The sequence below is a fragment of the Pseudarthrobacter sp. J1738 genome (assembly GCF_050490315.1).
Lineage (GTDB): Bacteria > Actinomycetota > Actinomycetes > Actinomycetales > Micrococcaceae > JBNPEO01.
Window position 1 is genome coordinate 104,836 of record NZ_JBNPEO010000003.1, and the last position, 23,637, is coordinate 128,472.

At 64.9% G+C, this 23,637-nt stretch carries 23 protein-coding genes; 14 read left to right on the forward strand and 9 right to left on the reverse strand.

The features are described 5' to 3' along the window. Positions 1-11 precede the first annotated feature (11 nt). From ACQR35_RS06390 to ACQR35_RS06405, 4 genes are all read left to right on the forward strand, one after another. Entirely contained in the window at positions 12-1,568 is a 1,557-nt protein-coding gene (locus tag ACQR35_RS06390; protein WP_430269705.1) for a molybdopterin-dependent oxidoreductase, read from the forward strand. Between the two features lie 182 nt (positions 1,569-1,750). Continuing rightward, on the forward strand, positions 1,751-2,806 hold the full coding sequence (locus tag ACQR35_RS06395; protein ID WP_430269549.1) for a 2,3-butanediol dehydrogenase: 1,056 nt from the start codon (positions 1,751-1,753) through the stop codon (positions 2,804-2,806). A gap of 149 nt (positions 2,807-2,955) precedes the next feature. After that, positions 2,956-3,693: a hypothetical protein gene (locus tag ACQR35_RS06400; protein ID WP_373993025.1), complete on the forward strand. Its 738-nt coding sequence runs from the start codon at positions 2,956-2,958 to the stop codon at positions 3,691-3,693. 20 nt (positions 3,694-3,713) lie between these two features. Beyond that, positions 3,714-4,214: an SRPBCC family protein gene (locus ACQR35_RS06405; protein ID WP_373993026.1), complete on the forward strand. Its 501-nt coding sequence runs from the start codon at positions 3,714-3,716 to the stop codon at positions 4,212-4,214. Here the strand turns inward: ACQR35_RS06405 and ACQR35_RS06410 are convergent. From ACQR35_RS06410 to ACQR35_RS06425, 4 genes are read right to left on the reverse strand one after another with little or no spacing between them, the layout of a single operon-like run. After that, positions 4,211-4,591, reverse strand: a complete 381-nt coding sequence (locus ACQR35_RS06410) for a putative quinol monooxygenase (RefSeq protein WP_430269550.1) — start codon at positions 4,589-4,591, stop codon at positions 4,211-4,213. The genes ACQR35_RS06405 and ACQR35_RS06410 overlap by 4 nt on opposite strands. A 48-nt stretch (positions 4,592-4,639) precedes the next feature. Continuing rightward, entirely contained in the window at positions 4,640-5,674 is a 1,035-nt protein-coding gene (locus tag ACQR35_RS06415) for an NAD(P)-dependent alcohol dehydrogenase (protein WP_373993028.1), read from the reverse strand. Continuing rightward, complete coding sequence (locus ACQR35_RS06420) at positions 5,671-6,492, reverse strand: iron-sulfur cluster assembly protein (protein WP_373993029.1); 822 nt, start codon at positions 6,490-6,492, stop codon at positions 5,671-5,673. Before ACQR35_RS06420 ends, ACQR35_RS06415 begins: the two co-directional genes overlap by 4 nt. Beyond that, positions 6,489-7,535: an amidohydrolase family protein gene (locus tag ACQR35_RS06425; RefSeq protein ID WP_373993030.1), complete on the reverse strand. Its 1,047-nt coding sequence runs from the start codon at positions 7,533-7,535 to the stop codon at positions 6,489-6,491. Before ACQR35_RS06425 ends, ACQR35_RS06420 begins: the two co-directional genes overlap by 4 nt. A 161-nt stretch (positions 7,536-7,696) precedes the next feature. Here ACQR35_RS06425 and ACQR35_RS06430 point away from each other — a divergent pair, with 161 nt between their 5' ends. Continuing rightward, on the forward strand, positions 7,697-9,199 hold the full coding sequence (locus ACQR35_RS06430) for a helix-turn-helix domain-containing protein (RefSeq protein ID WP_373993031.1): 1,503 nt from the start codon (positions 7,697-7,699) through the stop codon (positions 9,197-9,199). Between the two features lie 31 nt (positions 9,200-9,230). Here ACQR35_RS06430 and ACQR35_RS06435 read toward each other — a convergent pair whose 3' ends face one another. Continuing rightward, positions 9,231-9,977 (reverse strand): haloacid dehalogenase type II, encoded by a 747-nt coding sequence (locus ACQR35_RS06435; RefSeq protein WP_373993032.1) that lies wholly within the window; start codon positions 9,975-9,977, stop codon positions 9,231-9,233. 42 nt (positions 9,978-10,019) lie between these two features. On the opposite strand from ACQR35_RS06435, the gene ACQR35_RS06440 reads away from it, so the two are divergent. Beyond that, positions 10,020-10,640, forward strand: coding sequence for a flavin reductase family protein (locus tag ACQR35_RS06440; RefSeq protein WP_373993033.1), 621 nt, complete (start codon positions 10,020-10,022; stop codon positions 10,638-10,640). Positions 10,641-10,732: 92 nt separating this feature from the next. On the opposite strand, the gene ACQR35_RS06445 is transcribed toward ACQR35_RS06440, so the two are convergent. Both ACQR35_RS06445 and ACQR35_RS06450 read right to left on the reverse strand, forming a co-directional pair. Then, positions 10,733-12,115: an SLC13 family permease gene (locus tag ACQR35_RS06445; protein ID WP_373993034.1), complete on the reverse strand. Its 1,383-nt coding sequence runs from the start codon at positions 12,113-12,115 to the stop codon at positions 10,733-10,735. A gap of 12 nt (positions 12,116-12,127) precedes the next feature. Continuing rightward, positions 12,128-12,946, reverse strand: coding sequence for a maleate cis-trans isomerase family protein (locus ACQR35_RS06450; RefSeq protein WP_373993035.1), 819 nt, complete (start codon positions 12,944-12,946; stop codon positions 12,128-12,130). Positions 12,947-13,115: 169 nt separating this feature from the next. Here ACQR35_RS06450 and ACQR35_RS06455 point away from each other — a divergent pair, with 169 nt between their 5' ends. Then, entirely contained in the window at positions 13,116-13,901 is a 786-nt protein-coding gene (locus ACQR35_RS06455) for an IclR family transcriptional regulator (RefSeq protein ID WP_373993036.1), read from the forward strand. 4 nt (positions 13,902-13,905) lie between these two features. Here the strand turns inward: ACQR35_RS06455 and ACQR35_RS06460 are convergent, their stop codons facing one another. Both ACQR35_RS06460 and ACQR35_RS06465 read right to left on the reverse strand, forming a co-directional pair. Beyond that, on the reverse strand, positions 13,906-14,688 hold the full coding sequence (locus ACQR35_RS06460; protein WP_373993037.1) for a GntR family transcriptional regulator: 783 nt from the start codon (positions 14,686-14,688) through the stop codon (positions 13,906-13,908). Between the two features lie 157 nt (positions 14,689-14,845). Then, a complete protein-coding gene (locus tag ACQR35_RS06465) occupies positions 14,846-15,913 on the reverse strand; it encodes a LacI family DNA-binding transcriptional regulator (RefSeq protein WP_373993038.1) in 1,068 nt (355 codons plus the stop codon). Between the two features lie 211 nt (positions 15,914-16,124). Here ACQR35_RS06465 and ACQR35_RS06470 point away from each other — a divergent pair, with 211 nt between their 5' ends. The 7 genes from ACQR35_RS06470 to ACQR35_RS06500 all read left to right on the forward strand — a co-directional run bounded on the left by ACQR35_RS06470 (position 16,125) and on the right by ACQR35_RS06500 (position 23,582). Next, complete coding sequence (locus ACQR35_RS06470; protein WP_236801388.1) at positions 16,125-16,607, forward strand: hypothetical protein; 483 nt, start codon at positions 16,125-16,127, stop codon at positions 16,605-16,607. Between the two features lie 49 nt (positions 16,608-16,656). Continuing rightward, positions 16,657-17,814 (forward strand): substrate-binding domain-containing protein, encoded by a 1,158-nt coding sequence (locus tag ACQR35_RS06475; protein ID WP_430269551.1) that lies wholly within the window; start codon positions 16,657-16,659, stop codon positions 17,812-17,814. A gap of 53 nt (positions 17,815-17,867) precedes the next feature. Then, on the forward strand, positions 17,868-19,376 hold the full coding sequence (locus ACQR35_RS06480) for a sugar ABC transporter ATP-binding protein (RefSeq protein WP_430269552.1): 1,509 nt from the start codon (positions 17,868-17,870) through the stop codon (positions 19,374-19,376). 3 nt (positions 19,377-19,379) lie between these two features. Further along, positions 19,380-20,366: an ABC transporter permease gene (locus ACQR35_RS06485; RefSeq protein WP_236801391.1), complete on the forward strand. Its 987-nt coding sequence runs from the start codon at positions 19,380-19,382 to the stop codon at positions 20,364-20,366. Positions 20,367-20,371: 5 nt separating this feature from the next. Then, positions 20,372-21,526 (forward strand): Gfo/Idh/MocA family protein, encoded by a 1,155-nt coding sequence (locus ACQR35_RS06490; RefSeq protein ID WP_430269553.1) that lies wholly within the window; start codon positions 20,372-20,374, stop codon positions 21,524-21,526. Then, positions 21,523-22,344, forward strand: coding sequence for a sugar phosphate isomerase/epimerase family protein (locus tag ACQR35_RS06495; RefSeq protein ID WP_430269554.1), 822 nt, complete (start codon positions 21,523-21,525; stop codon positions 22,342-22,344). The genes ACQR35_RS06490 and ACQR35_RS06495 overlap by 4 nt, the downstream gene beginning before the upstream one ends. Positions 22,345-22,409: 65 nt before the next feature. Further along, a complete protein-coding gene (locus tag ACQR35_RS06500) occupies positions 22,410-23,582 on the forward strand; it encodes a Gfo/Idh/MocA family protein (protein ID WP_236801395.1) in 1,173 nt (390 codons plus the stop codon). Positions 23,583-23,637: the final 55 nt, after the last annotated feature.

Consider the following 23,637-nt stretch of genomic DNA (forward strand, 5'->3'; position numbering starts at 1 on the left):
GTGTTCGGGGCATGCTGTGGCCGGGTCTTGGTGGCGTCTTTGCTGCTGGTTCACTCTTCGCCGTGGCTCAACTTTTGTCCGCCTTTGTGGGCCCCCGTTCCTCCCCACTGACTGCCGTGGGGGCGGCGTTTATTGACTTCACCCCGGCGTGGATGAAGAACTTCGCGATCGATACGTTTGGCACCAATGACAAAGCGGTGCTGCTGTTCTCCATGATGATCGTGGTGGTGATTCTGGCCGCTGTTGCAGGCGTTTTTGCCGTGAAGCGGTTGGTCATCGGGGCAGGAATGGTGGTGGCTTTCGCGTTGGTGATGGGTACTTGCATCATCACCCGCGCTGGTGCCATGCTGACGGACTTGTTGCCGCTGCTGCTGGGAACCGTGGTGGGACTAGCAGTGCTGCGTTACTTGATTCGAGCGCTTTCCGCCAAGATCTCAACAACGAGCAACTCTGCTGGTACCCCGAAAATCCAGGCTGAAGGCGCTGCGGTTCTGCAGCCAAGCAGACGCACGTTTTTCGTAAGGTCGGCCATGGTGGCGAGTGCCGCCGTCGTCGTTGGTTTTGGTGGAAATCTGTTGGCCACTGCCCGCAATGCCGCCCGTCAGGTGCGGGACGCGCTGAAACTTCCGGCCGCAAAGCGGGCGGCCCAGGCGGTGCCGGCAGGTGTGCAGGCGCCCGTGAAGGGTGTGACGCCCTTTGTTACACCCAACGCTGACTTTTACCGCATTGATACTGCACTGGTGGTCCCGGAACTTGATCCGAGTACGTGGGAGTTGCGGGTGCACGGGATGGTGGAGAACGAGTTCACCATGACCTTTGATGAGCTCCTGGCCACCGATCTGGTGGAGTCCTATGTGACCTTGACCTGCGTATCCAATGTGGTGGGTGGAAACTTGGCCGGAAATGCTAAGTGGCTTGGCTACCCGCTGCGTGAAGTGCTGGCCCGTGCCAAGCCTAAGGACGGCGCGGACATGGTGCTTTCTACTAGCTCGGACGGGTTCAGCGCGTCAACGCCGCTGCCGGTACTTCAGGATGACAGGGATGCCATGTTGGCTGTTGGTATGAATGGCGAGCCGTTGCCCTTGGAGCATGGCTTCCCGGTTCGTATGGTGGTGCCGGGTTTGTATGGTTTTGTCTCGGCAACCAAGTGGGTAGTGGACTTGGAGGTCACCACCTTTGCTGAAAAGGAAGGCTACTGGACCTCGCGCGGATGGTCCGATCATGGACCCATCAAAACTGCCGCCCGTGTTGAAGTACCTAAGGCTTTGGGCCGAGTACCGGCGGGCAAGGTGGGTATTGGTGGCACCGCCTGGGCGCAGCGTAGAGGAATTTCTAAGGTGGAAGTTCAGCTGGACGGCGGCACGTGGGAGACGGCAACGCTGGCAGCCGAGCTGTCGGTCGATACCTGGCGTCAATGGTCCTACCAGTGGGATGGTGCTGAATCAGGCTCGCACAATGTGCGGGTCCGCGCTTACGCCGCTGACGGCACTCTTCAGGAAGAGAAGCAGGCACCTCCGCAGCCAGACGGTTCCAGCGGATGGCACCAAATTACGTTCACTGTGGAGTAGGCAGCTGCCGGACAGCAGCTCCCTGGAGTGCGAGCTGTTCCCCGGGTTCCCACCGTGCCAAAAGACCCTAGTCCCTGGTCCAACTAGCTGCCTAGGATGTGAAAACCATGCAGGGCCAAAGCGTTGTGGATTCCGCACAGCACCCCTGCCAGATGGGTCCCCCGCTAGAAGGAAGAAACATCATGAAGGCAGCACGTTTCCACGCTCGCAAGGACATTCGTATTGAGGACATCCCGGAGCCGGAACTTCGGCCCGGGGCGGTGAAGATCAGCGTTGCGTGGTGCGGTATCTGCGGTACCGATCTCCACGAATTTTTGGAAGGCCCCATTTTCTGCCCGGCGCCCGGGCATCCTCATCCGCTGACTCATGAGGAATCACCAGTGACTTTGGGGCACGAATTTTCCGGGACCATCACGGAGGTCGGGGAAGGGGTGACGGGTCTGAGCGTTGGTGAGAACGTTGTTGTGGAACCGTATTTTGTGGATGGTGACTGTGACATGTGTCAGGCAGGTAGCTATCACTTGTGCCGGCAGATGGGGTTCATTGGGCTTTCCGGTGGTGGCGGTGGGCTCAGCGAGAGGATCGTGGTGGATGCGCGGTGGGTGCACCCGATTGGGGACATTCCGCTGGATGAGGCTGCGCTGATTGAACCGCTGTCCGTGGGGCATCACGCGGTGGCGCGCAGCGGTGTGAAGGCTGGTGACACGGCGCTAGTGGGTGGCTCGGGACCAATCGGGCTGCTGACCGCCGCGGTGCTTAAGGGCATGGGCGTGACAACGATTATCAGCGAGATCAGTGAGGCTCGTAAGGAGAAGGCTCTCTCCAGTGGTGTGGCCGATTATGTGCTGGATCCGAGCAGGGAGAACGTGCCGGAGCGGGTGCGGGATCTGACCGGTGGGACGGGTGCCGATGTGGCGTTCGAATGCGCCGGAATGAATGCCGTGTTGGACACCATGTTGGATGCTGTCCGGCCCGGTGCCGTGGTGGTGAACGTGTCCATTTGGGGTGCCCCGGCCACCATAGACATGCAGAAGCTGGTGCTCAAGGAGATCGACCTGCGCGGCACCATCGCCTATGTGCGCGACCATCCCGCGGTGATCAAACTGGTGCAGGACGGCAAGGTGGACCTCAAACCGTTTATCACCGGCCGGATCGCGCTGGATAACCTGGTGGAGCAGGGTTTCGACATCCTGATCAACCACAAGGACACCGCGGTGAAGGTGCTGGTCCACCCGTAGGGCCGGGGGCAGCACAGCAGGAAGGACGACGGCGGGAGGCGAGTGCCGGCGTCGTCCTTCCTTTGTATGTGCGCGGAGGTGAGCGTCCGCCTGTCCGGGCCGGGCTTGTTGATTAGACGCAGGTCACTTGCAGGTGCAAGGGTGGACGCGTGAATGCCGACATCAACTTCTATTTCGACCCGGTCTGCCCCTTCGCCTGGATGACCAGCAAATGGGTGCGGCAAGTCCAGGCTCAGCGCGGGTACACCGTGGACTGGCGGTTTATCTCGCTGCGCCAGGTCAACGCGGCGGTGGACTATGACGCGCATTTTCCGCCGGAGTACGAGGCCGGACACACCGCCGGGCTCCGGCTGCTGCGGGTAGCGGCCAGGGCACGTGCGGAGCATGGCCGCGAGTCGATCGGCCGGCTGTACGAGGCGTTCGGCACCCACATCTTCGAAGCCGCCCCGGACGCAAGCAGCGGGCAATCCGAGGGCGAAGTGCGCGAGCGGCGGGGGACGCGTGACTTCGTGGAGCCGATCCTCGCCCAGGCCGGCCTGCCCCTGGCGCTCGCCGAAACCCTCGACGACGACTCCTGGGACCGGGAGATCCGGCAGGAAACGGATGAGGCGCTGGCGCTGGCGGGCAAGGATGTGGGCACGCCCATCATCCACTTCGAACCTCCCGCGGGCGTGGCCTTCTTCGGGCCTGTGATCAGCCGGCTGCCGGACGAAGAGTCGGCCGCCGAGCTGTGGGACCACGTGGTGGGGCTGGCGCGGTTCCCCGGGTTCGCGGAGCTCAAGCGCAGCCTGCGCGAGCGGCCGCAGCTTCCAGCCCTCGGGGTGACCGCCGGTGCGGTCGGCCAGCAGGAGGACTGGCACGGCGGCAGCCGGCGGCAGAAGAAGTAACTGACTGGAAGGATGGACTTATGACTGAGAACAGCATCCGCCAATACCAGGAGTCGGTCACGGTCAAGGCACCAGCCGAGGCACTCTACAACCTGGTCTCCGACGTTACCCGCACGGGCGAGTGGAGCCCGGTGTGCACCTCGTGCTGGTGGGACGACGAGGACAGCGCCGGCCAGCCCGGCGCCTGGTTCACCGGCCGGAACGAACTCCCGCACCGGACCTGGGAGACCCGGTCGCAGGTGGTTGCCGCCGAGCCCGGCCGCGAGTTCGCCTGGCTGGTGGGCGGCAGGTTTGTCCGCTGGGGCTTCACCCTCACCCCGGCGGAGGACGGAACCATCCTGACCGAGTCCTGGGAATTCCTGCCGGAGGGAATAGCCATGTTCAAGGAGAAGTTCGGTGATGAGGCTGACGCCCAGATCGCCGACCGCACCGGGCAGGCGCTGGACGGCATCCCGAAAACGCTCGCGGCAATCAAGCGGATCGCCGAGTCCATCCCTGCACACCAGGAAGCCGGGTCCTAGGACCGGACCAACTGGGGGGGGTGCCCCGCCGGCAGCCTGCGCTGCCGGCAAGGGGCCGGGGTCTCTACCCCCACCTCCTCCCACTTTTTCCCGCCGTCCACCGTGACGTTGACGATGTCCGGAGTCCGGGCCAGGTACGCCGGCAGTTCCGCGGTCGCCCGCTTGAAGTGCTCCGACTGCACGTGCTTGCCGCCGGCCTCGTCGTCGCGGAACGCCTCGATCAGGACGTAGGTGTTGGGGTCGGCCAGGCAGCGGGCCCATTCGAAGAACAGGCAGCCCTCCTCGGCGTTCGTGTTCTCAGTGAAGTCCCCGGAAATCTCCGGCCACGCGTCGGCGTGCTCCGGCTTCACCGGGAATTTGGCGGTAATGAAGATCATCGGTTGTCCTCTACAGAAAGCTTCGTGCGGGCTGGTCCGAGACGGGTATCAGGGCACCAGGATGGCGCGGCCCCGGACCTTGCCGGCGTCCAGGTCGCTGATGGCCTGCTGGAAATCGTCCAGCTTGTACTTCTGGGTGTGCAGCGTGACGGCCCCGCGGGCGGCGAGCGACATGAGGTCCTGCAGGTCGTTGTAGGAACCCACCAGGTTGCCGATGATGTTGATCTCCGAGGAGATGATGTCGATGGTGGGCACGCTGATGTCCTCGCCGTAGCCCACCACGAAGTAGTCGCCGGCCTCCCGCAGCATCGCAATGCCCTCCGACGTCGCGCCGCCTTCGCCCACGAAGTCGATCAGCACCTCGGCGCCGTTGCCGCCCGTGAGGGCCCGCACCTGTTCCACCTGCGAGCCGTCCGCGAGGACCCCTTCATCGGCCCCGATCGACTTCGCCAGCTCCAGGGCGGCCGGGTTGCGGTCCACCACGATGATGCGGCTCGGGGTGAGGGCCTTCAGCACTTGGATCCCGATATGGCCCAGCCCGCCGGCGCCGATCACCACGCAGTTGTCCCGCGGCGTCAGCCGCTTGGCCGCCTTCGCCGCGGCGTGGTAGGCCGTCAGCCCAGCGTCCGCCAGGGCCGCCACGTCCGCAGGTTCCAATGAATCGTCGATCTTCACCACGGACCGGGCAGAGGTGAGGAGGTATTCGGCGTACCCGCCGTGCGTGTCGATGCCCGGGAACTTGCTGCTCTCGCAGTGCACGTCGTCGCCGGAGCGGCAGGCGCGGCACAGGCCGCAGGTGATCAGCGGGTGCAGGATCACCTTGTCGCCCTCCTTGACGTTGGTGACCGCGCTGCCCACGGCGTGCACCCACCCCGCGTTCTCGTGGCCGATGGTGTAGGGCAGCTGCACCTGGGACTTTTCGGCCCACTGGCCCTCGAGGATGTGCAGGTCCGTCCGGCACACGCCAGCTCCGCCGATCCTGACCACGACGTCCCAAGCCCCGGCCACTTCCGGAATGGGCGCCTCGGTCATCTTCAGGCCTTCGTGGTAGCCGACCACCTGGACGGCTCGCATGGTGTTCATGGGTGGATCTCCTTGACTGTGAACGGAAGCAGGTGGTGTTGGTCGGCAGGCTCGGCTCCCTCGGGCCGGTCTGTCTGGTCGACGCCGGAGCCGGCGTAGCGTGTCCGCAGCAGGCCGCGGCAGAAGTGCGCATTGCCGTCGATGGAAATGCGGGTGGAGCGCGCCCGCCGCAGCGCCATCGGCACGTTGCCGGGCGCGTAGGGCGTGCCGTCATGGTCTACGAGGACGACGGCGGCAGGTTCCGTCGGCAGCCCAAGCGCCGTCCGCCGTCGTACTAAAGCGTCCTTGGTCCGGCCGGCCGGCAGGTCACCCAGCCGCACCGTCCCCACGCTCTCTTCCGCCAGCGTGGGATCTGCCCGCAACAGCTCCGTGAGGCAGCGCTCCATCGCGGCGGTGTGCGCCTTGCGGCGGAACGTCCACCGCAGCTCCTCCAGACTGTGCTCGGCTTCATGGCCGAAGGTGCCGCGGTATCCGGCATCAGCTGCAAGGCCCGCGTTGATCAGTGCGGAGTCGTGGTGGTCATCGAGCTCAACCATCACCGCCGCCACCCCGGGGAGCGCCGAGACCACGTCCTTGCTGTCGGACGCCATCAGGTAGGCGAAGTTCGGCGAGCAGAAAGATGTGGGCAGCCGCAGGTGCAGCACCACTGTCGCGCCCGCCGGGGAGCCGGTGATCTGGAGGGAACGGACGAAGCCCAGATCCGTGATGGGCTCGTCCAGTTCGGGATCCAGGACGGCCGCCAGCGCCTGCCGGACGTCCTCTGCTGTCACCGACGTGTCCCGGTACCGGAGCGTACGCTCCGTCAGTGCCGCCGTCATGCCGCGCCTGCCAGGTCCGCCCGTTCCGGCTGCCGCGGTCCCGTCTTGGTCTCGTCCGCGTTGGGGAGCTGGAGCTCTGCGGGCACCGGGATGTCGTACATTTTGGCCGCGTTCAGTCCCAGGATCTTCTTCTTCTGGTTCACGGTGAGCGGGGCGTATTCGGTCATGTCTTCGGGGATCTGGAAGTCAACGAACCGCTCGATCAGCCAGCGGGGTGACCAGATGGCGTAGTCGCTGGAGAACTGGATGCGGTCCTCGCCAATCCAGTAGATGAGCTCGCCCATGATCTGGGCGAAGTACCGCGGCCGGGTGTGCATGAACGGGATCGCGACGGCGAGGCCGCCGTGGACGTTGGGTTCCTGGGTGGCGATCCAGCAAAAGTCTTCCAGCCGGGGCAGGCCGACGTGCTCCACCACAAAGTTCAGGTCGGTGAAGTCGGAGGCGGCATGGTCGACGTCGGCAACGTCGAATGCGTCCCGGTCCAGCGGGCGGACGGTGGGGCCCTTGTGGATGTGGATGTTCTTGATGCCGAGCTTGCGGCACTCCTCGAAATACCGGTAGGACCAGGGATCGGAGAGCTTGTACCCACGGGATTCGCCGCGCCATTCGGCGGTGTAGAGCTTGACCCCCTTGAACTTCATCTTCTCGTGGTCGGCGCGGAGCCGGTCAAGGCCTGCCTCACCCTCACGGGGGTCATAGCAGTGGTTGTACGTGAGCTTGTCCGGGTGCGCGGCGGCGAGTCCATAGGCTTCCTCCACCTGCGCGAAGCCGTTCTTGTAGAACGCGCCAAGGTAGGCCGGCTGGAAGATCGCGTGGTCCACGTAGCCGTCCTGGAACAGGTCCTTCATGAGGCGTTCGCCGCCCTGGTAAAGGAATTCCTCGTAGGACCAGTGTTCCTCCTCGGGACCGAGGTTGCGGTGGTAGTCGTAGAAGCAATCAATGAACTGCTTACCCTGGATATTCCGCTGGTTCTCCGGGCGGGCGTCCCACAACGCGACGTGCGCGTCGACGATGAAGTAGTTCTCGCCGTCTTTGCTGTACATATCGTTCTCCTCCCCGCGACTGCCATAGTCGCGACAGAGACGACGCTATGGCCAAAAGGCACCTGTCAACCTGTGGCCGGTGTCTCATTTTGAGACAGGGTGGCATCGCCTTTCGAAGCACCACGCCGTAATCTCGAATGACCAGGACAAGGAGGGCGGCGATGGTGCCGGACCAGAACGTTCCCGTCCCGCGGCCACAGGCCGGCGGGCCGGAAGGCATGATGACTACTGTCTCAAGACGCCTTCTCGCCTCATGGCAGCGCAGTGAAGAATACGGCGTCTCGGCCGAGGCCATCGATCCCGTCTGGGCCGGGTCCGTGGCCGGTGACTCGCTGTTCTACCAGTGCGGCCAGGAGGTGCTCACCAGCCTGCATCAAACGCTGGCCAACGAGCCACTGAGCCTGATGCTCACCGACGCCAACGGGCTGGTCCTCAACCGGTTCAGCGGCGACACCTCACTGCTGCGGGCGCTCGACAAGGTCCATCTGGCTCCCGGTTTCGCGTTTTCCGAGCGGGAAGCGGGAACCAGCGGGCTGGGTATGGCGCTTGCGGACCGGACGCCGAGCCTGGTTCGTGCCGAGGAACACTTCAGCGCAAGCCTCCGGACGTACACCTGCGCTGCCGTGCCGGTGATCGATCCCCTCAGTGGACGCCTCGAGGGCAGCGTGAACATCACCACCTGGTCCAAGTCGTCTCCCGAGTTGCTCTTGGCTCTGGCCCAGTCGGCAGCGAGCAATACCGCTGCCCTCATGCTCGCAAAGTCGGGTGGCCACAGGCCGAAAGCGGGACCCAAGGGCGGCGTCTTCCGGGTCCAGCGGGGCCGGGTTGAGCCGGGTGCGGGAACGCTGCGCGCCATGTCCCCGGACTGGACGGAGGCACTGGACCGTGCGGCCTTGGCCCTTGCGACAAACAGAGTCGTGGCCGCCGTCGGAGAACCAGGCTCCGGGCGCGCCACCTTGCTGGGGCAGGCTATCCGACAGGCGCGCCCCGGGAGCCGCATCCTGTGTGCAGCAGCTCCGGAGCCTGAGGACGTGGAGGCGTGGTTGTCGCTCTGGACGCCCGAGCTGGCCAAGCCCGATACCGCCGTGATCGTCGAAAACGTTGACCTCCTGCCCGCCTGGGCAGCGCAGGAGTTGAGCACCCGGGCTGCCGCCGCGGTTCAAACACTGCCTGCACCGGCCGGAAGCCCAGCCTCCATCACCTGGGCCATGACCGCGGAGGACCTGGGCGCCGTCCCGCAGCCGCTGGCCGCCTCGGTGGAAACCGTGGTGCCGGTGCCTGCCCTGCGCGAGCGACCTGCCGATGTAATGCCCCTGGCCAGGTACGCCGCCCGGCAAACGCGTATGCGTGAAGTGGATTTCACGGCCGCTGCCGAACACGCCCTGACCGGCTACGGGTGGCCAGGCAACGTGGACGAACTTTTCACCATGGTCAATGACGCGGCCATGCGGACGGAAATCATCGATGTGCGGCATCTGCCCTCCCGGCTCGTGGGACGTGCCGGGCCACACCTCACCCGGATCGAGGCCGTCGAGAGGGACGAGATCATCCGGTGCCTTTCCCGGCCCGGCATCACGGTGGCCGCGGCCGCCAACGAACTGGGACTGAGCAGGGCCACCATTTACCGCCGGATGGCCCGCCTCGGAATTACCGCGCCGAAGTAGGCCTGATCCGGGGCCCCTTGCCAAGGCGCGTTCAGGCCCCGAGCAGCTCCGCCAGTTCCGTAATGCTCGACGCTACGAGGTCCCAGTCACCTTGAGGGGCCAGGTCCGCCGTCTGGCCGGGGCCGTGTTCGGTGGGGCGGGCGATGAACGCCGTGGCCAGCCCGGCGGCGCGCGCCGCCCGCAGGTCATTGTTATGGGCCGCCGCCAGCATTACCTCACCCGGCTCAAGGTCCAGGAACTCCGTTGTCCGGAGGTAGGCCTGGGGCAACGGCTTGTAGGTGCCCGTCATGTCCGAACCGATGATCACATCCCACGGCAGGCCGGCGTTCCTGGCCATGTCCAGCAACAGTGAGGTGTTGCCATTGGATAGCGGGCCCACGATGTAGTGGCGGCGGATTGCAGCGAGGCCCTCCACGCTGTCCGGCCACGCCGGCAGCCGGTGCCAGGATTTGTTCAGCTCCTCCAGGTTTTCCCTGGGCACCGGTGCCGGTTCGATGCCGTGCCGGCGGAGTGCCTCGTCAAGGTTTTCGCGGTGGAGGGTGTCCAGCTTGGTGAAGCTGCGCTTTCCGGAGCGGATGGCTTCCATGGCTGGCTGGTAGAGGGCCCGCCAGTGGTCGGCGAAGGCCTCGGCGTCGAGCGTATGCGCGTGTGCTGCCGCGAAAGCTGCCACCTCCCTTGCCACACCCGTGCGCCAGTCCACCACGGTCCCGAAGGTGTCGAAGAGGACGGCGTGCACCTGGCGCCCGGTTGAGGGTGAACGGTACGGCTGGAAACTCATGTGCGTGTCCTTCCTGTCTGCGGCGCCGGTTAGTCTGGCAGCATGCGAACTGATTTCAGTCCCTCAGCGACGTCCGCCCGTGATTTCTACCGGCTGCTCACCGCTGTGGTGGTGCCCCGGCCCATCGCGTGGGTTTCGAGTGTCTCCCCGGAAGGCATCGACAACGTGGCCCCGCACTCCTTCTTCACCGTAGCGTCAACCAATCCGCCCATCGTGCAGTTCACGTCGGTGGGGGAGAAGGATTCGCTCCGCAACATCACCGCGTCCGGCGAATTCGTGGTCAACCTGGCCCCGGCCGCACTCCTGGAAGAGGTCAACGCCACCGGCACCAACTTCCCGCCGGAGACCAGCGAGTTCGACGCCGCCGGCCTGACCCGGGAGCCGAGCCTCACCGTGGCCGCGCCCCGGGTCAAGGAATCACCGGCGGTGCTTGAATGCCGTCTCCACTCCGTGCTGCCGATAGGGGACTCGACCCTGGTTTTCGGCGAAGTCACCCATGCCGCCGTGAGCGAAGAAGTGCTGGACGGCAGCCACCCGCGCATCGATCTGCTGGAGCCACTGGCCCGGCTGGGCCTGGATGAGTGGGGTACCCTCGGCGAAATCCAGGACCTCGGCCGGATCCGGCTGAAGGACTGGCCGGGCGACTTCCGGCCCAAGGACTAGGGCCGGCCGGCCCGCCCTGCCCGTGCAAGGGGAAAGACAAAGGAAAGGGACGCCCGGCGAGGACGTCCCTTTCCCTTGTCCGCCCGGGGCTCTTAGCCGAGGCCGAGCTGGACGAAGACGAACCAGACGAGGAGCGGCACCACACCGATCATCGCGATGGCCCATAGCAGCAGGGCACGGAAGAACATCCGCTCGTCCTTGGGCTGGGCGCTCGCCATCAGCAGGGCCCCGCTGGTGGACATGGGGCTGACGTCAACCACGGAGGAGCTGATGGCGATGGCCGTCACCACTCCCACGGGGGTGAGCAGCGGGTCCATGGCGATGGGCACGACCACGGGGCTGATGACACCGAGGGTTCCGGTGGTGGAGGCGAACGCTGACACGATGGCCACCACGTAGCTGGCGATCAGCGCAGCGAGGGAGCTGTTGCCCAGGCCTGCGATGCCTTCCTGGAGCTCCTTCAGCGCACCCATCTTCTCCAGCATGCCCACGTAGGTGACGATGCCGGTGACCAGGATGATGGCCGACCACGGCATGCTTTCCACCGCCGGCTTCTGCACGTTGGAGTCCAGGACGATCAGGACCGCGGCGATCACCAGCGAGGCCACTCCCACATCAAGTCCCAGGACGGTGGTGAGCACCAGCAGGGAAGCGATGCCCGCCAGCGTGAGGATACGCATGGGGGTTGCGGCCACCTTCACCGGGCCGGTTTTGGTTCCGGTGGCCGCAATGGTCTGTGCCGGTGCGGTGAGGACGGCCGTTCCGGCGCCGCCGGGACCCGAAACACTGCCACCTGAGGGGGCGTCAGCGCCGTCGTCGTTCTTCATGGCATTGCCGCCGTCCGCCTGACGCGCCTCCGCCCTGGCTGCCCGGCGCTTCATGATGGCCTGCACCAGGGCGTAGGCGATCACGGCCAGGATGGCGTTGAAGATAAAGCAGTACGCATAGAGCTTGAAGGAATCGCCAGAAGCGCCGGCACCGTCCAGCATTTTGTTGCCCAGGACGCCGAAGGGGTTAACGGGAGAGAACGCGCCGGCGTTCGCGCCCTGGACGATGACCAGGCCCATAGCCAGGGTGCTGATGCCGAACCGCGCGCCCAGTGCCAGGCCCACCGGGGCGACGATGGCGATGGCGGCCGGCGTGAAGGCGCCGGCGGAAGCCAGGGCTGCGGTCAGCAGGAACATCAGGATAGGGACCAGGATTTTCCGGTCGCCGGCGAGCCGTTCCGCCCAATACGCGAGCAGGTCGATGGTGCCGTTGATCCGCACGATAGCGAAGAGCAGGGTGGCGCCCACCAGGATGAAGAACAGTCCGGCGGGGAACTGTCCGATGACATCCTTGATGGACATCCCGGCCAGGAGGGTGCCCACGCCGAACGCGGCGACCGTGGCCAGCAGCCCGGCGTTGATCTTGGTGAAGGAACCGACGGCGAAGGCCGCCACCAGCACCAGGAACGCTATGAGTGAGAGCGACATGGTGCCCGCCGCCTATGCGTTCGCCGGGGCGGGGACGCCGGCGCCGGACAGCAGGCTGCCCGCTCCGGTGATGGCGGGCTGGTGGCCCAGCGCCTTGAGGATCTCGTACGTGGTGGCCGTGGCCGCCGTGATGACGGGGAGCCCCAGCTCGTCCTCCACTGCCTGGACCGCGGCGAGCGAAGGCATCTGGACACAGGCGGAAAGGACGACGGCGTCTGCGCCTTCGCGCTGCAGGCTGCGGGCCAGTGCGGGCAGGTTCTGCGGGTCAAGGCAGCCAACCTCGAGGTTGTCCGCAACTTCGAGGCTGATGGCGTCCAGCACCGTGATGCCCGAGCCCTCGATGTAGTCCACCACCATCTTGGTCAGCGGCTTCATGTAGGGGGTGATCATGGCGACCTTCTGGGCACCGATTTCGTGCAGGGTCCGGACCAGGGCGCCGGCGCTGCTGGTGACCGGGGCCGGGTGTCCGTTGCCGGCGGCGGCGTCGGCGATGACCTTTTCGGAGCCCTCGTGGGCTTCGGGGCCCTGGGCCATGACGGCCACCAGGCAGGCGTAGGCGATGACGTCCACGTCGGCGTCGGAGACCGCTTCGGCGCACTGCGCTGCCTTGCCCACCATGGCCAGCAGTTCTTCCCTGGTGACCTTCTTCATGCCGGCGCGGGCGGAGTGGAAGGTGTACTTGTGGCCGGTGGCCTCGGCCTGGCGCCGGAACAGTTCCGGCAGTTCGGTCTCCATGGTGGTGTTGGAGCTGGGGACGATCAGTCCAACCCGGCTCATCCCGGGGCGCTTGGGCTCGGGGGCTGTTTCACAGGTGATTGCGGGGGTGCTCATGGATTCTCCACGTCGTTGTGTTGGGGATTTGCGAGTAAACCCATAAAGTGGGTTCTAATCCCATGATGTGGGTCACTTTGATGGGATGTCAAATGGATCACATGCTGGGACGGCTCCCTGCTCACTAAGCTGGAGGCTGGCGGAAACAGATTGAAAGGGTGTTCGGACAGTGGCGAAGGAACCGGGAGCTGGGGCCTCGCCCCTGTTGGTCCTGCACAAGGTGGCGGAGATTCTGGACTGCTTTTCCGTGGAGGAGCCCGAGCCGACGCTGCAGCAGATCATCCGCAAAACCGGGCTGCCGTCCAGCACGTGCCAGCGGTTGGTCCAGAACATGCTCCGCGAGGGATTCCTGGACCGCGACGGCGACCGGTACCGGATCGGCATCGGCCTGGTCCGCTGGGCTACCCCCGGGACGTTCGGGCTGGACGTGGTCCGGCTGGTGAAGCCGGTCCTGCAGCAGCTGCGCGACGAAACCGGCGAAACTGCCTGCCTGTACGTCCGGGACGGGGCCTTCCGGACCATCGTTGCCGTGGCCGAGACGCGGCACGTTGTGATGCGGCCGTTCATGGTGGGCATGGTCATGCCGTTGCACGCAGGCGCCCCGGGCAAGGTGTTCCTGGCATTCGACCCCGGAGCCTGGGACGCCTTGGACCAGCAGGGGCTCGAGGGCTTTACGGCCGATACGCCGGTGTCAATGGAGACGCTCAGGCAGCAGGCGGCCGTTGCACGCGAGCAGGGTTTCTTTGCGGCCTTCGGGGAACGCAACCAGGACGTGGGCTCCATCAGCGCGCCCGTTTTCGACCATACTGGGCGGCTTGCATGTGCCGTGGGCCTGGGGTTCCCTACCCAGCGGATCGGGCCTGCCGACGTTGAACGGCTGGGGCCGGTGGTGGCCCGGGCGGGACTGGAGGCCAGCCGTGCATTGGGGTACGACAGCAGTCAAGCCGCCGGGTGACCACCTAGGACTGGAACTGCTGCATCACCGAGAGGTGCCCGGCCCGGGCCGAAACCAGGCACTTGGCCAGGTAGAAGGGCCGGTTGGCGTTCCGGACGTACTGCGTCAGGACCAGCACCGGGTCCGACGGGCGCAGATCCAGCAGCTTCGCCCCGCTGGGGCCCACCTGGCTGAGGCTGATCTGGCACTCGCCCGGCCCGGCCAGCCTGCCCAGCTGCTTGGTGAGCGCGGCAAGCAGGGTGGCGCCGCCGTCGTCCTCTATCTCAAGGGGCGCGGCGGCACCCTTGCCGACGCTGACCGGCTGGGCGGTGACGTTTTCCTGCAGGTGGGCGATGGCCTCGCCGTCACGGATCAGGACGGATTCCCAGAGCCAGCAGTCGGTGCCCGGCTCGACGCCGATGCCCGGGGCGACAAATTCGGAGGCCGCCTGCCGGACCACCTGGATGCCCTTGACCTCCACCTTCTGGCCGGGGCTGGCGAGGACGTCCTCGAACGGCTGGATGCGTTCGATGCCGATCCGGGGGAGAGTGTCCGAGACGAAGCGTCCGACGCCGCGCCTGGCCCTGATCAGGCCGTCCTCCTCGAGCAGCATGAGGGCTTCGCGGACCACGGTGCGGCTGACCTTCATGTCCGTGCCGAGTTCGGTTTCGGTGGGGATCATGGAGCCGGGCGTGAGGAGGCCGTTGCGGATGGCTTCGGCGATGCGCGAGTACACCGCCACGCGCAGCGGCGCGCCGGGCTGGGCGGCCACCGGCTGGGACAGGAACCGGACGGCGTCCTGGTGCACGTTTAGCCTCGCTTTTGGTTGGTTTCTTCTGGGATTCCAGCCTACTTCAGCGTCTGATGCGTTTGTTGGACAAGCGGCGTCCGCAGGTCTTAGCGCTGCTGGTACCAGTGCGTGTGGAGGACGACGGCGGGAGGCGGGTGCCGCCGTCGTCCCCCTCCTACTTGGGGGAGGTGGCCTGGCGGGCGCTGTCGCGGACAACAAGGGTGGGCGCGATCGGGGTGCGGTCCACCTCCCGCCCTTCCATGGCACCAAGGAGCACTTCCATGCTCATGAGCGCTAACGCCGTGAAGTCCTGGCGAACAGTGGTCAGGGGAGGCAGGAAATAGTCTGAACCTTCGATGTCGTCGAAACCCACCACGCTCACGTCGTCCGGGACCTTGATCCCATTTTCCGCGAAGGCCCGTATCAGCCCGAGAGCCGTGTGGTCGCTGGCGGCGAAGATCGCCTGGGGCACCTTCTGTTCCCGCACGAGTTGGAGCGCGGTCTCGTAAGCCCACCGGGGGCTCCAATCGCCTTCGAGGCACAGCCCTGGTGTAAGCCCGGCGTCGCGCAGCGCGGCTTCCCACCCGCGTTTGCGGACCCGGCCGTCGAACCAGTCCATGGAGCCGGCGAAGTGCGCGATGTCGGTGTGGCCCAGGTCTATCAGGTGCTGGGTGGCCAGCCGTGCGCCCAACTCCTGGTTCTCTGAGTATGAGAAGACGTTGGGAGTCGATGATGCTCCTGCCGCGATCATCTCCACCGGTACACGGCACGAGGCATTCCATACGGCTGCGGCCATCTCCACCACGGGGGCGATGACGATGATTCCCCCCACGCCGGTGTCGTCCAGGGTGTCCAGGGCGGCCTGGACCGACTCTCCGTAGGGCCGCTCAACGCTGATGACGGTTGTGGCGTAACCCTTCCTGCGTGCAATGTTCTCGAGGGCCATGAGCGTCCCCACCGGGCCGAACCGCGGGGAGCCGTCGGAAAGTATGCCGATGGAGGTGGACCGGCTGGTGACGAGCGCCGTGGCTGCCCGGTTCCTGCGGTACCCGATGTCCTTGATCACCTGCAGGACCCGTTGCCGCGTTGCCGCACTCACGTCCGGTGCGTCGTTGAGGACCCGCGAGACCGTGCCGAAGGAGACGCCGGCCATGCTCGCCACGTCGTTGATGGTGGGCTTCCGGCGCCGTGAGGCTTCCGGCATTCTCCCGTTCGCCTCACGGGGAACAGTTGTGCCTGCCATGCCCACTCCTGTCTTGCACGTTGGTTGGAACCTTTCGGGTTCCGTGCCTTTCGATCTTACGTCGGACCGTACCCCCGTATCCGTTGGAATAACTGTCCATGTGACCGTTGACACGTAACACCGTAAACGTTTACGATGATGTCCGTAAACGTTTACGAACGCTTCGTGAACGTTTACGCAGCCACACATTTCAATGAAGAAAGGGAGCGCGATGCCCGACACGATCGTCCACGCACTCGCGCTCGATCCGAACGCCGGACTTCGGGACGCCGACCAAACCCAGTGGGCAAATCTCGAAGTGCTCCTGAAAGATGCGGCGCCCGGCGATCTGGCAGCTGCTGTCCGCACCTTTGTCTCTGCCGGATCTTCGGCAGTCGTCGGAGTCTTCGATGAGGATCGCCTTTGGGCAAGCCTGGTGGTCTCCGTCGATAACTCGGGCAAACCCGCGTCCGCGTCCACCATCCCCGGCCCGGTCCGGGAAGCGGGCGAAGACATGACGAAGGCGGCCAACGAAGCGGTGAAGTGGGTTCAAGCCCACCACGGACCGTGTTCCCTGGGCTTCTTCGTCGACAAAATACACGCAGAGGCGCTGCTGGCAGCTTCAGACAAGGCCACTGCCGTCCGCACAGCCTCGGCCTCCGGCGGCCTCGTCCTGTCCCCGGTTCCGCCGGCCCTGGCTATAGCCCTCGCCTGAACCATCCCAGGCATCCACCCCCACCCACCCCAAGCACTGGAGAACAATGATGATCCGCAGGCTTCCCCTCGTGGCCCTTGCCGCAGTCCTGTCCCTTTCCGTCGCGTCCTGCAGCAGTTCGACCACGGCCACGTCCAACGCTCCCGACGCCGGGGTGTCCAGCAAGGCCCAACAGGCCCTTGACCAGATCAAGGGACAGGTCCTGAGCAAAGGGCCCAACGGCGAGACGCCCTCCCCGGCGTCCGCAGCAGACCTCACTCCTGACGAGATCCAAAAGGTCAAGGCGCTCAACGCCAAGGCAGCCATTGTGATGCACTATGGCGGCAACGACTGGGCCAACGCCCAGATCAACGGCCTAAAGTCCGAGTTTGAAAAGCTCGGCATCAAAGTCATCGCCACCACCGACGCGAACTTCAAGCCGGACAAGCAGGTCTCGGACATCGAGACGGTCATGTCGCAGAACCCGAACGTCATCGTCTCGATCCCCACGGATCCCGTGGCTACGGCCTCCGCCTACAAGAAAGCCGCGGCTGCCGGCACCAAGCTCGTCTTCATGGACAACGTCCCCCAGGGACTGACCGCCGGCCAGGACTATGTCTCTGTTGTTTCTGCCGACAACTACGGGAACGGCGTCGTCTCCGCCCACCAAATGGCTAAAGCGCTCGGTGGCAAGGGGAAGATCGGGCTTGTCTTCCACCAGGCCGATTTCTTCGTGACCAAGCAGCGCTACCAGGGATTCAAGGAAACGATTACGAAGGAATACCCGGACATCAAGATTGTCGAGGAAAAGGGAATCGCCGGCCCTGACTTCGCTGGAGATGCCCAGGCAGCTGCGAACGCCATGCTCAGCAAGTACGCCGACCTGTCCGGAATCTGGGCGGTCTGGGACGTTCCTGCAGAAGGTGTCATGGCTGCCGCCCGGGCCGCCGGCCGGCCTGACCTGAAGATTGCCACGGAAGACCTTGGCAAGAACGTGGCCATTGCCCTTGCCAAGGACGAACTCGTCGTCGGCCTTGGAGCGCAGGTTCCGTTCGACCAGGGTGTCACGGAAGCGCGGCTGGCTGCCGGAGCGCTCATCGGCAAGAAAGCACCCGCTTATGTGGCGCTGAGCGCCCTTCCGGTTGACCACTCCAACGTCCTGGATGCGTGGAAGCAGGTCTACCACGAGGACGCCCCGAAGGACATCCAGGACTCCTACAAGAAGTAGGCAAGAACCGGCGGTGCGGGGGTCCGCCCCCGCACCGCGCCGAAAGGGCAACGATGAATACCGCAGACAATGTCGTCGAGATGCGCTCAATATCCAAGAGCTTCAACGGCGTTCCCGTATTGAAAGACGTCAGTTTCGATGTCCGCAAGGGTGAGGTCCACGCGCTGGCGGGCGGCAACGGCGCCGGGAAGTCCACGCTCATGAAGATCCTTCAGGGCGTGTACCAGGCAGACGCCGGCACAATCCTTATTGGAGGCAAGCCGACCGCCATCAACTCGATCCAGGACGCGAAGGCCGCCGGGATCGGAATGGTCTTCCAGGAGTTCAGCCTGGTACCGAGCCTGACCGTTGCGCAGAACATTTTCCTCGCCGCCGAACCGCTCGGCAAGGGCGGGCTCATCGACGATCGTGCTGCGGTGCGCCGTGCCAAGGAAGTTTTCAGTGAGATGGAAGTCGACGTCGACCCGCGCGCCGGGGTCGCACGGTTAGGCACCGCATACTGGCAACTGACGGAGATCGCCAAGGCACTCGCCCAGAATGCCCAGGTGCTCATCATGGATGAGCCCACCGCCAGCCTTGCCCGGCATGAGTCCGAAGCGCTCTTCGAACTGATCGACCGCCTCAAAGAGCGTGGCATCTCGATCATCTACATCTCCCACCGCATGGACGAGGTGTACAGGCTCGCGGATCGGATCACCATCCTCCGCGACGGCCGCCACCTCCTTACCGCGCCGCTGACGGACGTCACTCCCGAACAGATCGTGGAAGGCATCGTCGGCAAGAAGATCGAGGGCCAGCTTTCCTATCGTGCGCGTGACCATGTAGCCCACGACGGGGCGCCGCTGCTGGAAGTCCGCGGGCTTAACGCGGGGCAGCGGGTGCGGGACGTTTCGTTCGCGCTCCGGCCTGGCGAAATCCTCGGCCTGGCAGGGCTGATGGGCAGCGGACGAACCGAGCTCGCCCGTGCTCTCTTTGGCATTGACAAGCTGGACAGCGGTGAGGTCCTCCTGCGGGGCAAAAAGGTCAACCTTGGGTCTCCGCAGCAGGCCATCAACGCTGGAGTTGCCCTTATCCCGGAAGACCGCAGGGCCCAGGGCCTGGTGTTGGAGCACTCCGTCCAGGACAACCTGCTGCTTCCCCTCCTCGGCCAGATCCAGCGGGGACCCCTCCTGGACGGCGCAAAGGGGAAGGAACTGTCCTCGTCACTGATCGAGAGGTTCGCAGTGAAGGTAGCCCATCCCCACCGCCCGGTGCGGCTTCTCTCGGGCGGCAACCAGCAGAAAGTGGTCATCGCCAAGTGGCTGGGCACCGATCCGGACACCCTGATCCTTGACGAGCCAACGGCCGGCGTCGACATCGGCACCAAAAGCGAAATCCTCGACATGATCCGTGAGCTGGCAAGTGCCGGCAAGGCCGTCATTGTCATCTCCTCCGAGTACCCCGAACTACTCGCGGTCAGCGACCGCGTCCTCGTCCTTAAGGACGGCTCCATCATCCGCGATATCCCCCGCAGCGAGATTGCTGACGAGGAGTATCTCCAACTTGCAGTGCAGGGAGTCTGAAAAGTGAGCAAGGCAAACACCATCGCGCCGCGGGATACCGCGGCACCCCGTAATTTCGGCACTATCCTCAAGGAACTGGACTGGCGGCGCTACGTCATCTACATCGGCTTCGTCGTTGTCTTCCTCTTCTTCGCCGTTCTGCTACGCGACCAGGGCTTCCTGTCGCCGAACAACCTGCTGAACATCTTCCGGCAGACCGCCACCATCACCGTCATCGCCGTCGGTATGACGTACGTGATCGCGTGCGCAGAAATCGACCTGAGCGTCGGATCCGTGGCGGGCCTGTCCAGTGTGTGCACTGCGATGGCGCTCTCCCAGTGGGGCCTGGTGCCCGGCATCCTCGCCGGCCTCGCTGTCGGTCTCGTCGTCGGATCGATCAACGGCGCCCTGGTCAGCCTCCTGGGCATCCCGTCCTTCCTGGTGACACTCGGCATGCTGGGGATAGCCGTCGGCGTTGCCCAGTGGATCACGGCGTCGGCGCCCCAGCCCATCCTCAACGACACGTTCAACATCGTGTTTGGATCCGGCAACTTCGGTCCTGTTCCGGGCCTGGTGGTTTGGAGCGCCATCTTCGTGGCCATCGGCGCCGTCGTGCTGAACCGCACCAGGTTCGGCCGCCAGGTCCTGGCCACAGGAGGCAACCGCAACGCCGCGGAGTTCACCGGCATCAATACCAAGCGCATTAAGTTCCAGGTGCTCCTCATCTCGGGCATGGTGGCAAGCGTCGCCGGCATGCTCTACGCGGGCCGGCTGCAGTCCGGACGGTTCCAGTGGGGAGCCGGAGACGAACTCTCCGCCATCGCCGCCGTCATCCTGGGTGGAACCAGCCTCTTCGGCGGGTTCGGCTCCATCATCGGCACACTCTTCGGTGCCCTTCTGATCGGCCTGATCAACAACGGGCTGATCCTCGCCGGACTCGACAGCAGCCAGCAGCAGGTGGTCCGCGGCGCGATCATCATCCTGGCCGTCGCCCTCGCCCGGAAGAAGTAGCACCCGTGACTTCCCAGCTACGGGCCGGAATCATCGGAACAGGATTCATGGGCTCTGTCCACGCCCATGCGGTCCGCGCAGCAGGCGGTGAGGTCGTCGCAGTCGCCGGGAGCAGCCAGGCTTCCGCCGAAGCTGCAGTATCCGCGATCGGCGCCCGAACCGCAGCCGAATCGCCTGAAGCACTGATCGCACGGGCAGATGTGGATGTCATCCATATCTGCACCCCGAATGCCACCCACGCCGACCTTGCCCGCAAGGCCATTGCGGCAGGAAAAGCAGTCATCTGCGAAAAGCCACTGGCCACGAACGTTGGGGACGCGTTGGAACTGACAACCCTCGCGGCCCAGGCCGGGGTCGTCACCGGCGTGCCCTTCGTCTACCGGTTCTATCCGGCCGTCCGCGAGGCCCGCGACCGTATCCAGCGCGGCGACGCCGGCCGGCTTTGGCTCCTGCACGGCTCCTACCTGCAGGACTGGCTGGCCGGCGCGGAAGCCACGAACTGGCGGGTCGATTCAACGATCGGCGGAGCCTCCAGGGCGTTCGGCGACATCGGCGTCCACTGGTGTGACCTGATGGAGTTCACCACCGGACACAGAATCACCAGGCTTGTGGCCCAGACCAGCAGGGCGTACGACGAACGCGAAACCGGCGGCCGGTTGTCCTCCGTCGCTACCGAGGACGGCGCCACGCTCCTGTTCGAGACGGACAAGGGTGCCACCGGCTCCGTGGTGGTCAGCCAAGTCAGTCCCGGCAGGAAGAACCGACTCTGGTTCTCCTTCGATGGAACCGAAGCGTCATTCAGCTTCAACCAGGAACGGCCCGACACCCTGCACGTCGGCCGCAGCGACTCAAGTTCCGAGATCCCGGTCGGCCCGCAAACACTCACGACGCCGGGCGGCCGGCGCTACGCCAAACTTCCCCCGGGCCACCCCCAGGGTTACCAGGACAGCTTCAACGCGTTCGTCGCGGACGTGTATGCGGCCGTCCACGGCCAGGAACCGGACGGCATGCCCACCTTCCGGGACGGCCTACGGGCAGCCCTCCTTACGGATGCAGTCGTAACCTCGGCCGCGCACCAGACCTGGGTAGAGGTTCCGCAAACGGACAACCTCACCGGATCACTCACCTCTTCCCCCGCAGCTGAAAGGCAGAAGCAATGAAACTCGGTTACTGTTCCATCACCTGGGGCGGCGTCGTCGGCCACCCGCAAGGTGTGACGAGCGTGAAGGACCTTTTCTACATGACCCACGGGTCCATGCAGCAAGCGGTCCAGGACATCGCCTCCGTTGGCTATGAGGGCGTGGAGATGTTCGACGGCAACCTGGCCGAATACGCCGACAAGCCCGAAGAACTTAAAGAGATCCTCAGCAGCAACAACATCGAGCTAACCAGTGTCTATACCGGCGCGAACTTCATCTACGCTGACATCCTTCCCGACGAGCTGCACCGGATCCACCGTGCCGCCGAACTGGCTGCCAACTTTGGAGCAGAACGGCTGGTAGTGGGAGGCGGGGCACGCCGCGCCGCCGGAACCACTGACGAGGACTACCACCGCCTCGGTGAGGCCCTGGACAGCGTGACGGACATTGCGGAAAGCTTCGGTCTGTCGGCAAGCTATCACCCGCACCTGAGCACCATTGTGGAAAGCCCGGAAGAACTGGACAGGCTCATGCCGCTCACCCGGATCGGCTTCTGCCCGGACACCGCACACCTTGCAGCCGGCGGAGCGGACCCGGCCGCAGTCATCCGGAAGTACCCCGACAGGATCCGGCACGTCCACCTCAAGGACTTCCAGAAGGACCCTTTCAATTTCCTGCCGCTTGGACAGGGTGAGCTCGACTTCCCCGACATCATCGCAGCCATCCGCGAGAGCGGCTATGACAGCTGGCTCATGGTCGAACTCGACAACTACGACGGTGACCCCCGGGAAGCCGCGGCCCTCAGCAAGAAGTACCTCGAAAAGCTCCTCTCTCACTAATTTTTCAACCGCGGGGACTGCCACAGACGGCAACTGCCCTGCCTTCCGGAAGGAACACGATTCACATGCAGAACCTCAACGTCGGCCTCATCGGAGGCGGCTTCATGGGCAAGGCCCACTCGCTGGCTTACGCCGCCATGCCCATGTTTTTCTGGCCCGCACCAGCCATGCCGGTCCGAAAAGTCATTGCCGAAGCCACCGAAGACCTTGCCTCGGAAGCGGCCCGCCGCTTCGGCTTCGAAAACTCCACCTCAGACTGGCGCAGCATCATCGATGATCCGGACATCCACGTCGTCGACATCGCCACGCCAAACCACCTCCACGCCGAGATTGCCATTGCCGCCGCCGAAGCAGGCAAGCACATCATCTGCGAAAAGCCCCTGGCGCGTACGGGCGAAGAATCCAAGGCGATGTACGACGCAGTCAAAGACAAGAACCTCGTCCACATGGTCGCCTTCAACTACCGGCGGACTCCGGCCGTTGCACTGGCAAAGAAATACATCGAGGAAGGGGCCATCGGACAAATCCTCAACTTCCGGGGCACCTACCTGCAGGACTGGAGCGCCGACCCGAACTCCCCGCTCTCCTGGCGTTTCCAGAAATCCATTGCAGGCTCCGGCGCCCTTGGCGACATTGCAACGCACGTCATTGACATGGCCCGCTACCTTGTCGGCGAGTTCAGCGCCGTCAACGCCCTCCTGTCCACCTGGATCCCCGAGCGGCCGCTCCAAGCCGGAGGTGCTGACGCACTCGGCACGGTACGGGGCGGAGAAGGCCCCCGTGGCCAGGTCGACGTGGACGACGAAGTCATGACCATGATCCGCTTTGCCAACGGTGCCGTGGGTTCCGTGGAAGCAACCCGCAACGCCCACGGCAGGAACAACTACATCACCTTCGAAATCCACGGAACCGAGGGCAGCATCGTCTTCAACTACGAGCGGCGCGACGAACTGCAGGTCTGCTTCGCGTCCGACCAGGCCGACCGCCGCGGATTCCGCACCGTCTACACCGGGCCCGCACACCCGCATGGAGATGCACTGTGGCCCATCCCTGCGCTCGGCATCGGATACGGCGAAACGAAGATCATCGAGGCCTACGACTTCTTCAAGGCCATCGCAGAAGGCGGCAGCGTCAGCCCGAACTTTGCCGACGGATATCAGGTAGCCCTCATCGACGACGCAATTGTCGAGTCGGCGGCAAAAGAATCCTGGGTCGACGTTCCGCAGATCAACGCATGACGTAAGGGGAGGGGCGGCGACGAATCCGCCCCTCCCGCAAGCCCAGGACCACCCG

Excerpts from the sequence above, each read along its gene's own strand:
- ACQR35_RS06390 (WP_430269705.1), top strand. The coding sequence starts at position 12 with ATGCTGTGGCCGGGTCTTGGTGGCGTCTTTGCTGCTGGTTCACTCTTC.
- ACQR35_RS06395 (WP_430269549.1), top strand. The coding sequence starts at position 1,751 with ATGAAGGCAGCACGTTTCCACGCTCGCAAGGACATTCGTATTGAGGAC.
- ACQR35_RS06405 (WP_373993026.1), top strand. The coding sequence starts at position 3,714 with ATGACTGAGAACAGCATCCGCCAATACCAGGAGTCGGTCACGGTCAAG.
- ACQR35_RS06410 (WP_430269550.1), bottom strand. The coding sequence starts at position 4,591 with ATGATCTTCATTACCGCCAAATTCCCGGTGAAGCCGGAGCACGCCGAC.
- ACQR35_RS06415 (WP_373993028.1), bottom strand. The coding sequence starts at position 5,674 with ATGAACACCATGCGAGCCGTCCAGGTGGTCGGCTACCACGAAGGCCTG.
- ACQR35_RS06420 (WP_373993029.1), bottom strand. The coding sequence starts at position 6,492 with ATGACGGCGGCACTGACGGAGCGTACGCTCCGGTACCGGGACACGTCG.
- ACQR35_RS06425 (WP_373993030.1), bottom strand. The coding sequence starts at position 7,535 with ATGTACAGCAAAGACGGCGAGAACTACTTCATCGTCGACGCGCACGTC.
- ACQR35_RS06430 (WP_373993031.1), top strand. The coding sequence starts at position 7,697 with ATGGTGCCGGACCAGAACGTTCCCGTCCCGCGGCCACAGGCCGGCGGG.
- ACQR35_RS06435 (WP_373993032.1), bottom strand. The coding sequence starts at position 9,977 with ATGAGTTTCCAGCCGTACCGTTCACCCTCAACCGGGCGCCAGGTGCAC.
- ACQR35_RS06440 (WP_373993033.1), top strand. The coding sequence starts at position 10,020 with ATGCGAACTGATTTCAGTCCCTCAGCGACGTCCGCCCGTGATTTCTAC.
- ACQR35_RS06445 (WP_373993034.1), bottom strand. The coding sequence starts at position 12,115 with ATGTCGCTCTCACTCATAGCGTTCCTGGTGCTGGTGGCGGCCTTCGCC.
- ACQR35_RS06450 (WP_373993035.1), bottom strand. The coding sequence starts at position 12,946 with ATGAGCACCCCCGCAATCACCTGTGAAACAGCCCCCGAGCCCAAGCGC.
- ACQR35_RS06465 (WP_373993038.1), bottom strand. The coding sequence starts at position 15,913 with ATGGCAGGCACAACTGTTCCCCGTGAGGCGAACGGGAGAATGCCGGAA.
- ACQR35_RS06470 (WP_236801388.1), top strand. The coding sequence starts at position 16,125 with ATGCCCGACACGATCGTCCACGCACTCGCGCTCGATCCGAACGCCGGA.
- ACQR35_RS06475 (WP_430269551.1), top strand. The coding sequence starts at position 16,657 with ATGATCCGCAGGCTTCCCCTCGTGGCCCTTGCCGCAGTCCTGTCCCTT.
- ACQR35_RS06480 (WP_430269552.1), top strand. The coding sequence starts at position 17,868 with ATGAATACCGCAGACAATGTCGTCGAGATGCGCTCAATATCCAAGAGC.
- ACQR35_RS06495 (WP_430269554.1), top strand. The coding sequence starts at position 21,523 with ATGAAACTCGGTTACTGTTCCATCACCTGGGGCGGCGTCGTCGGCCAC.
- ACQR35_RS06500 (WP_236801395.1), top strand. The coding sequence starts at position 22,410 with ATGCAGAACCTCAACGTCGGCCTCATCGGAGGCGGCTTCATGGGCAAG.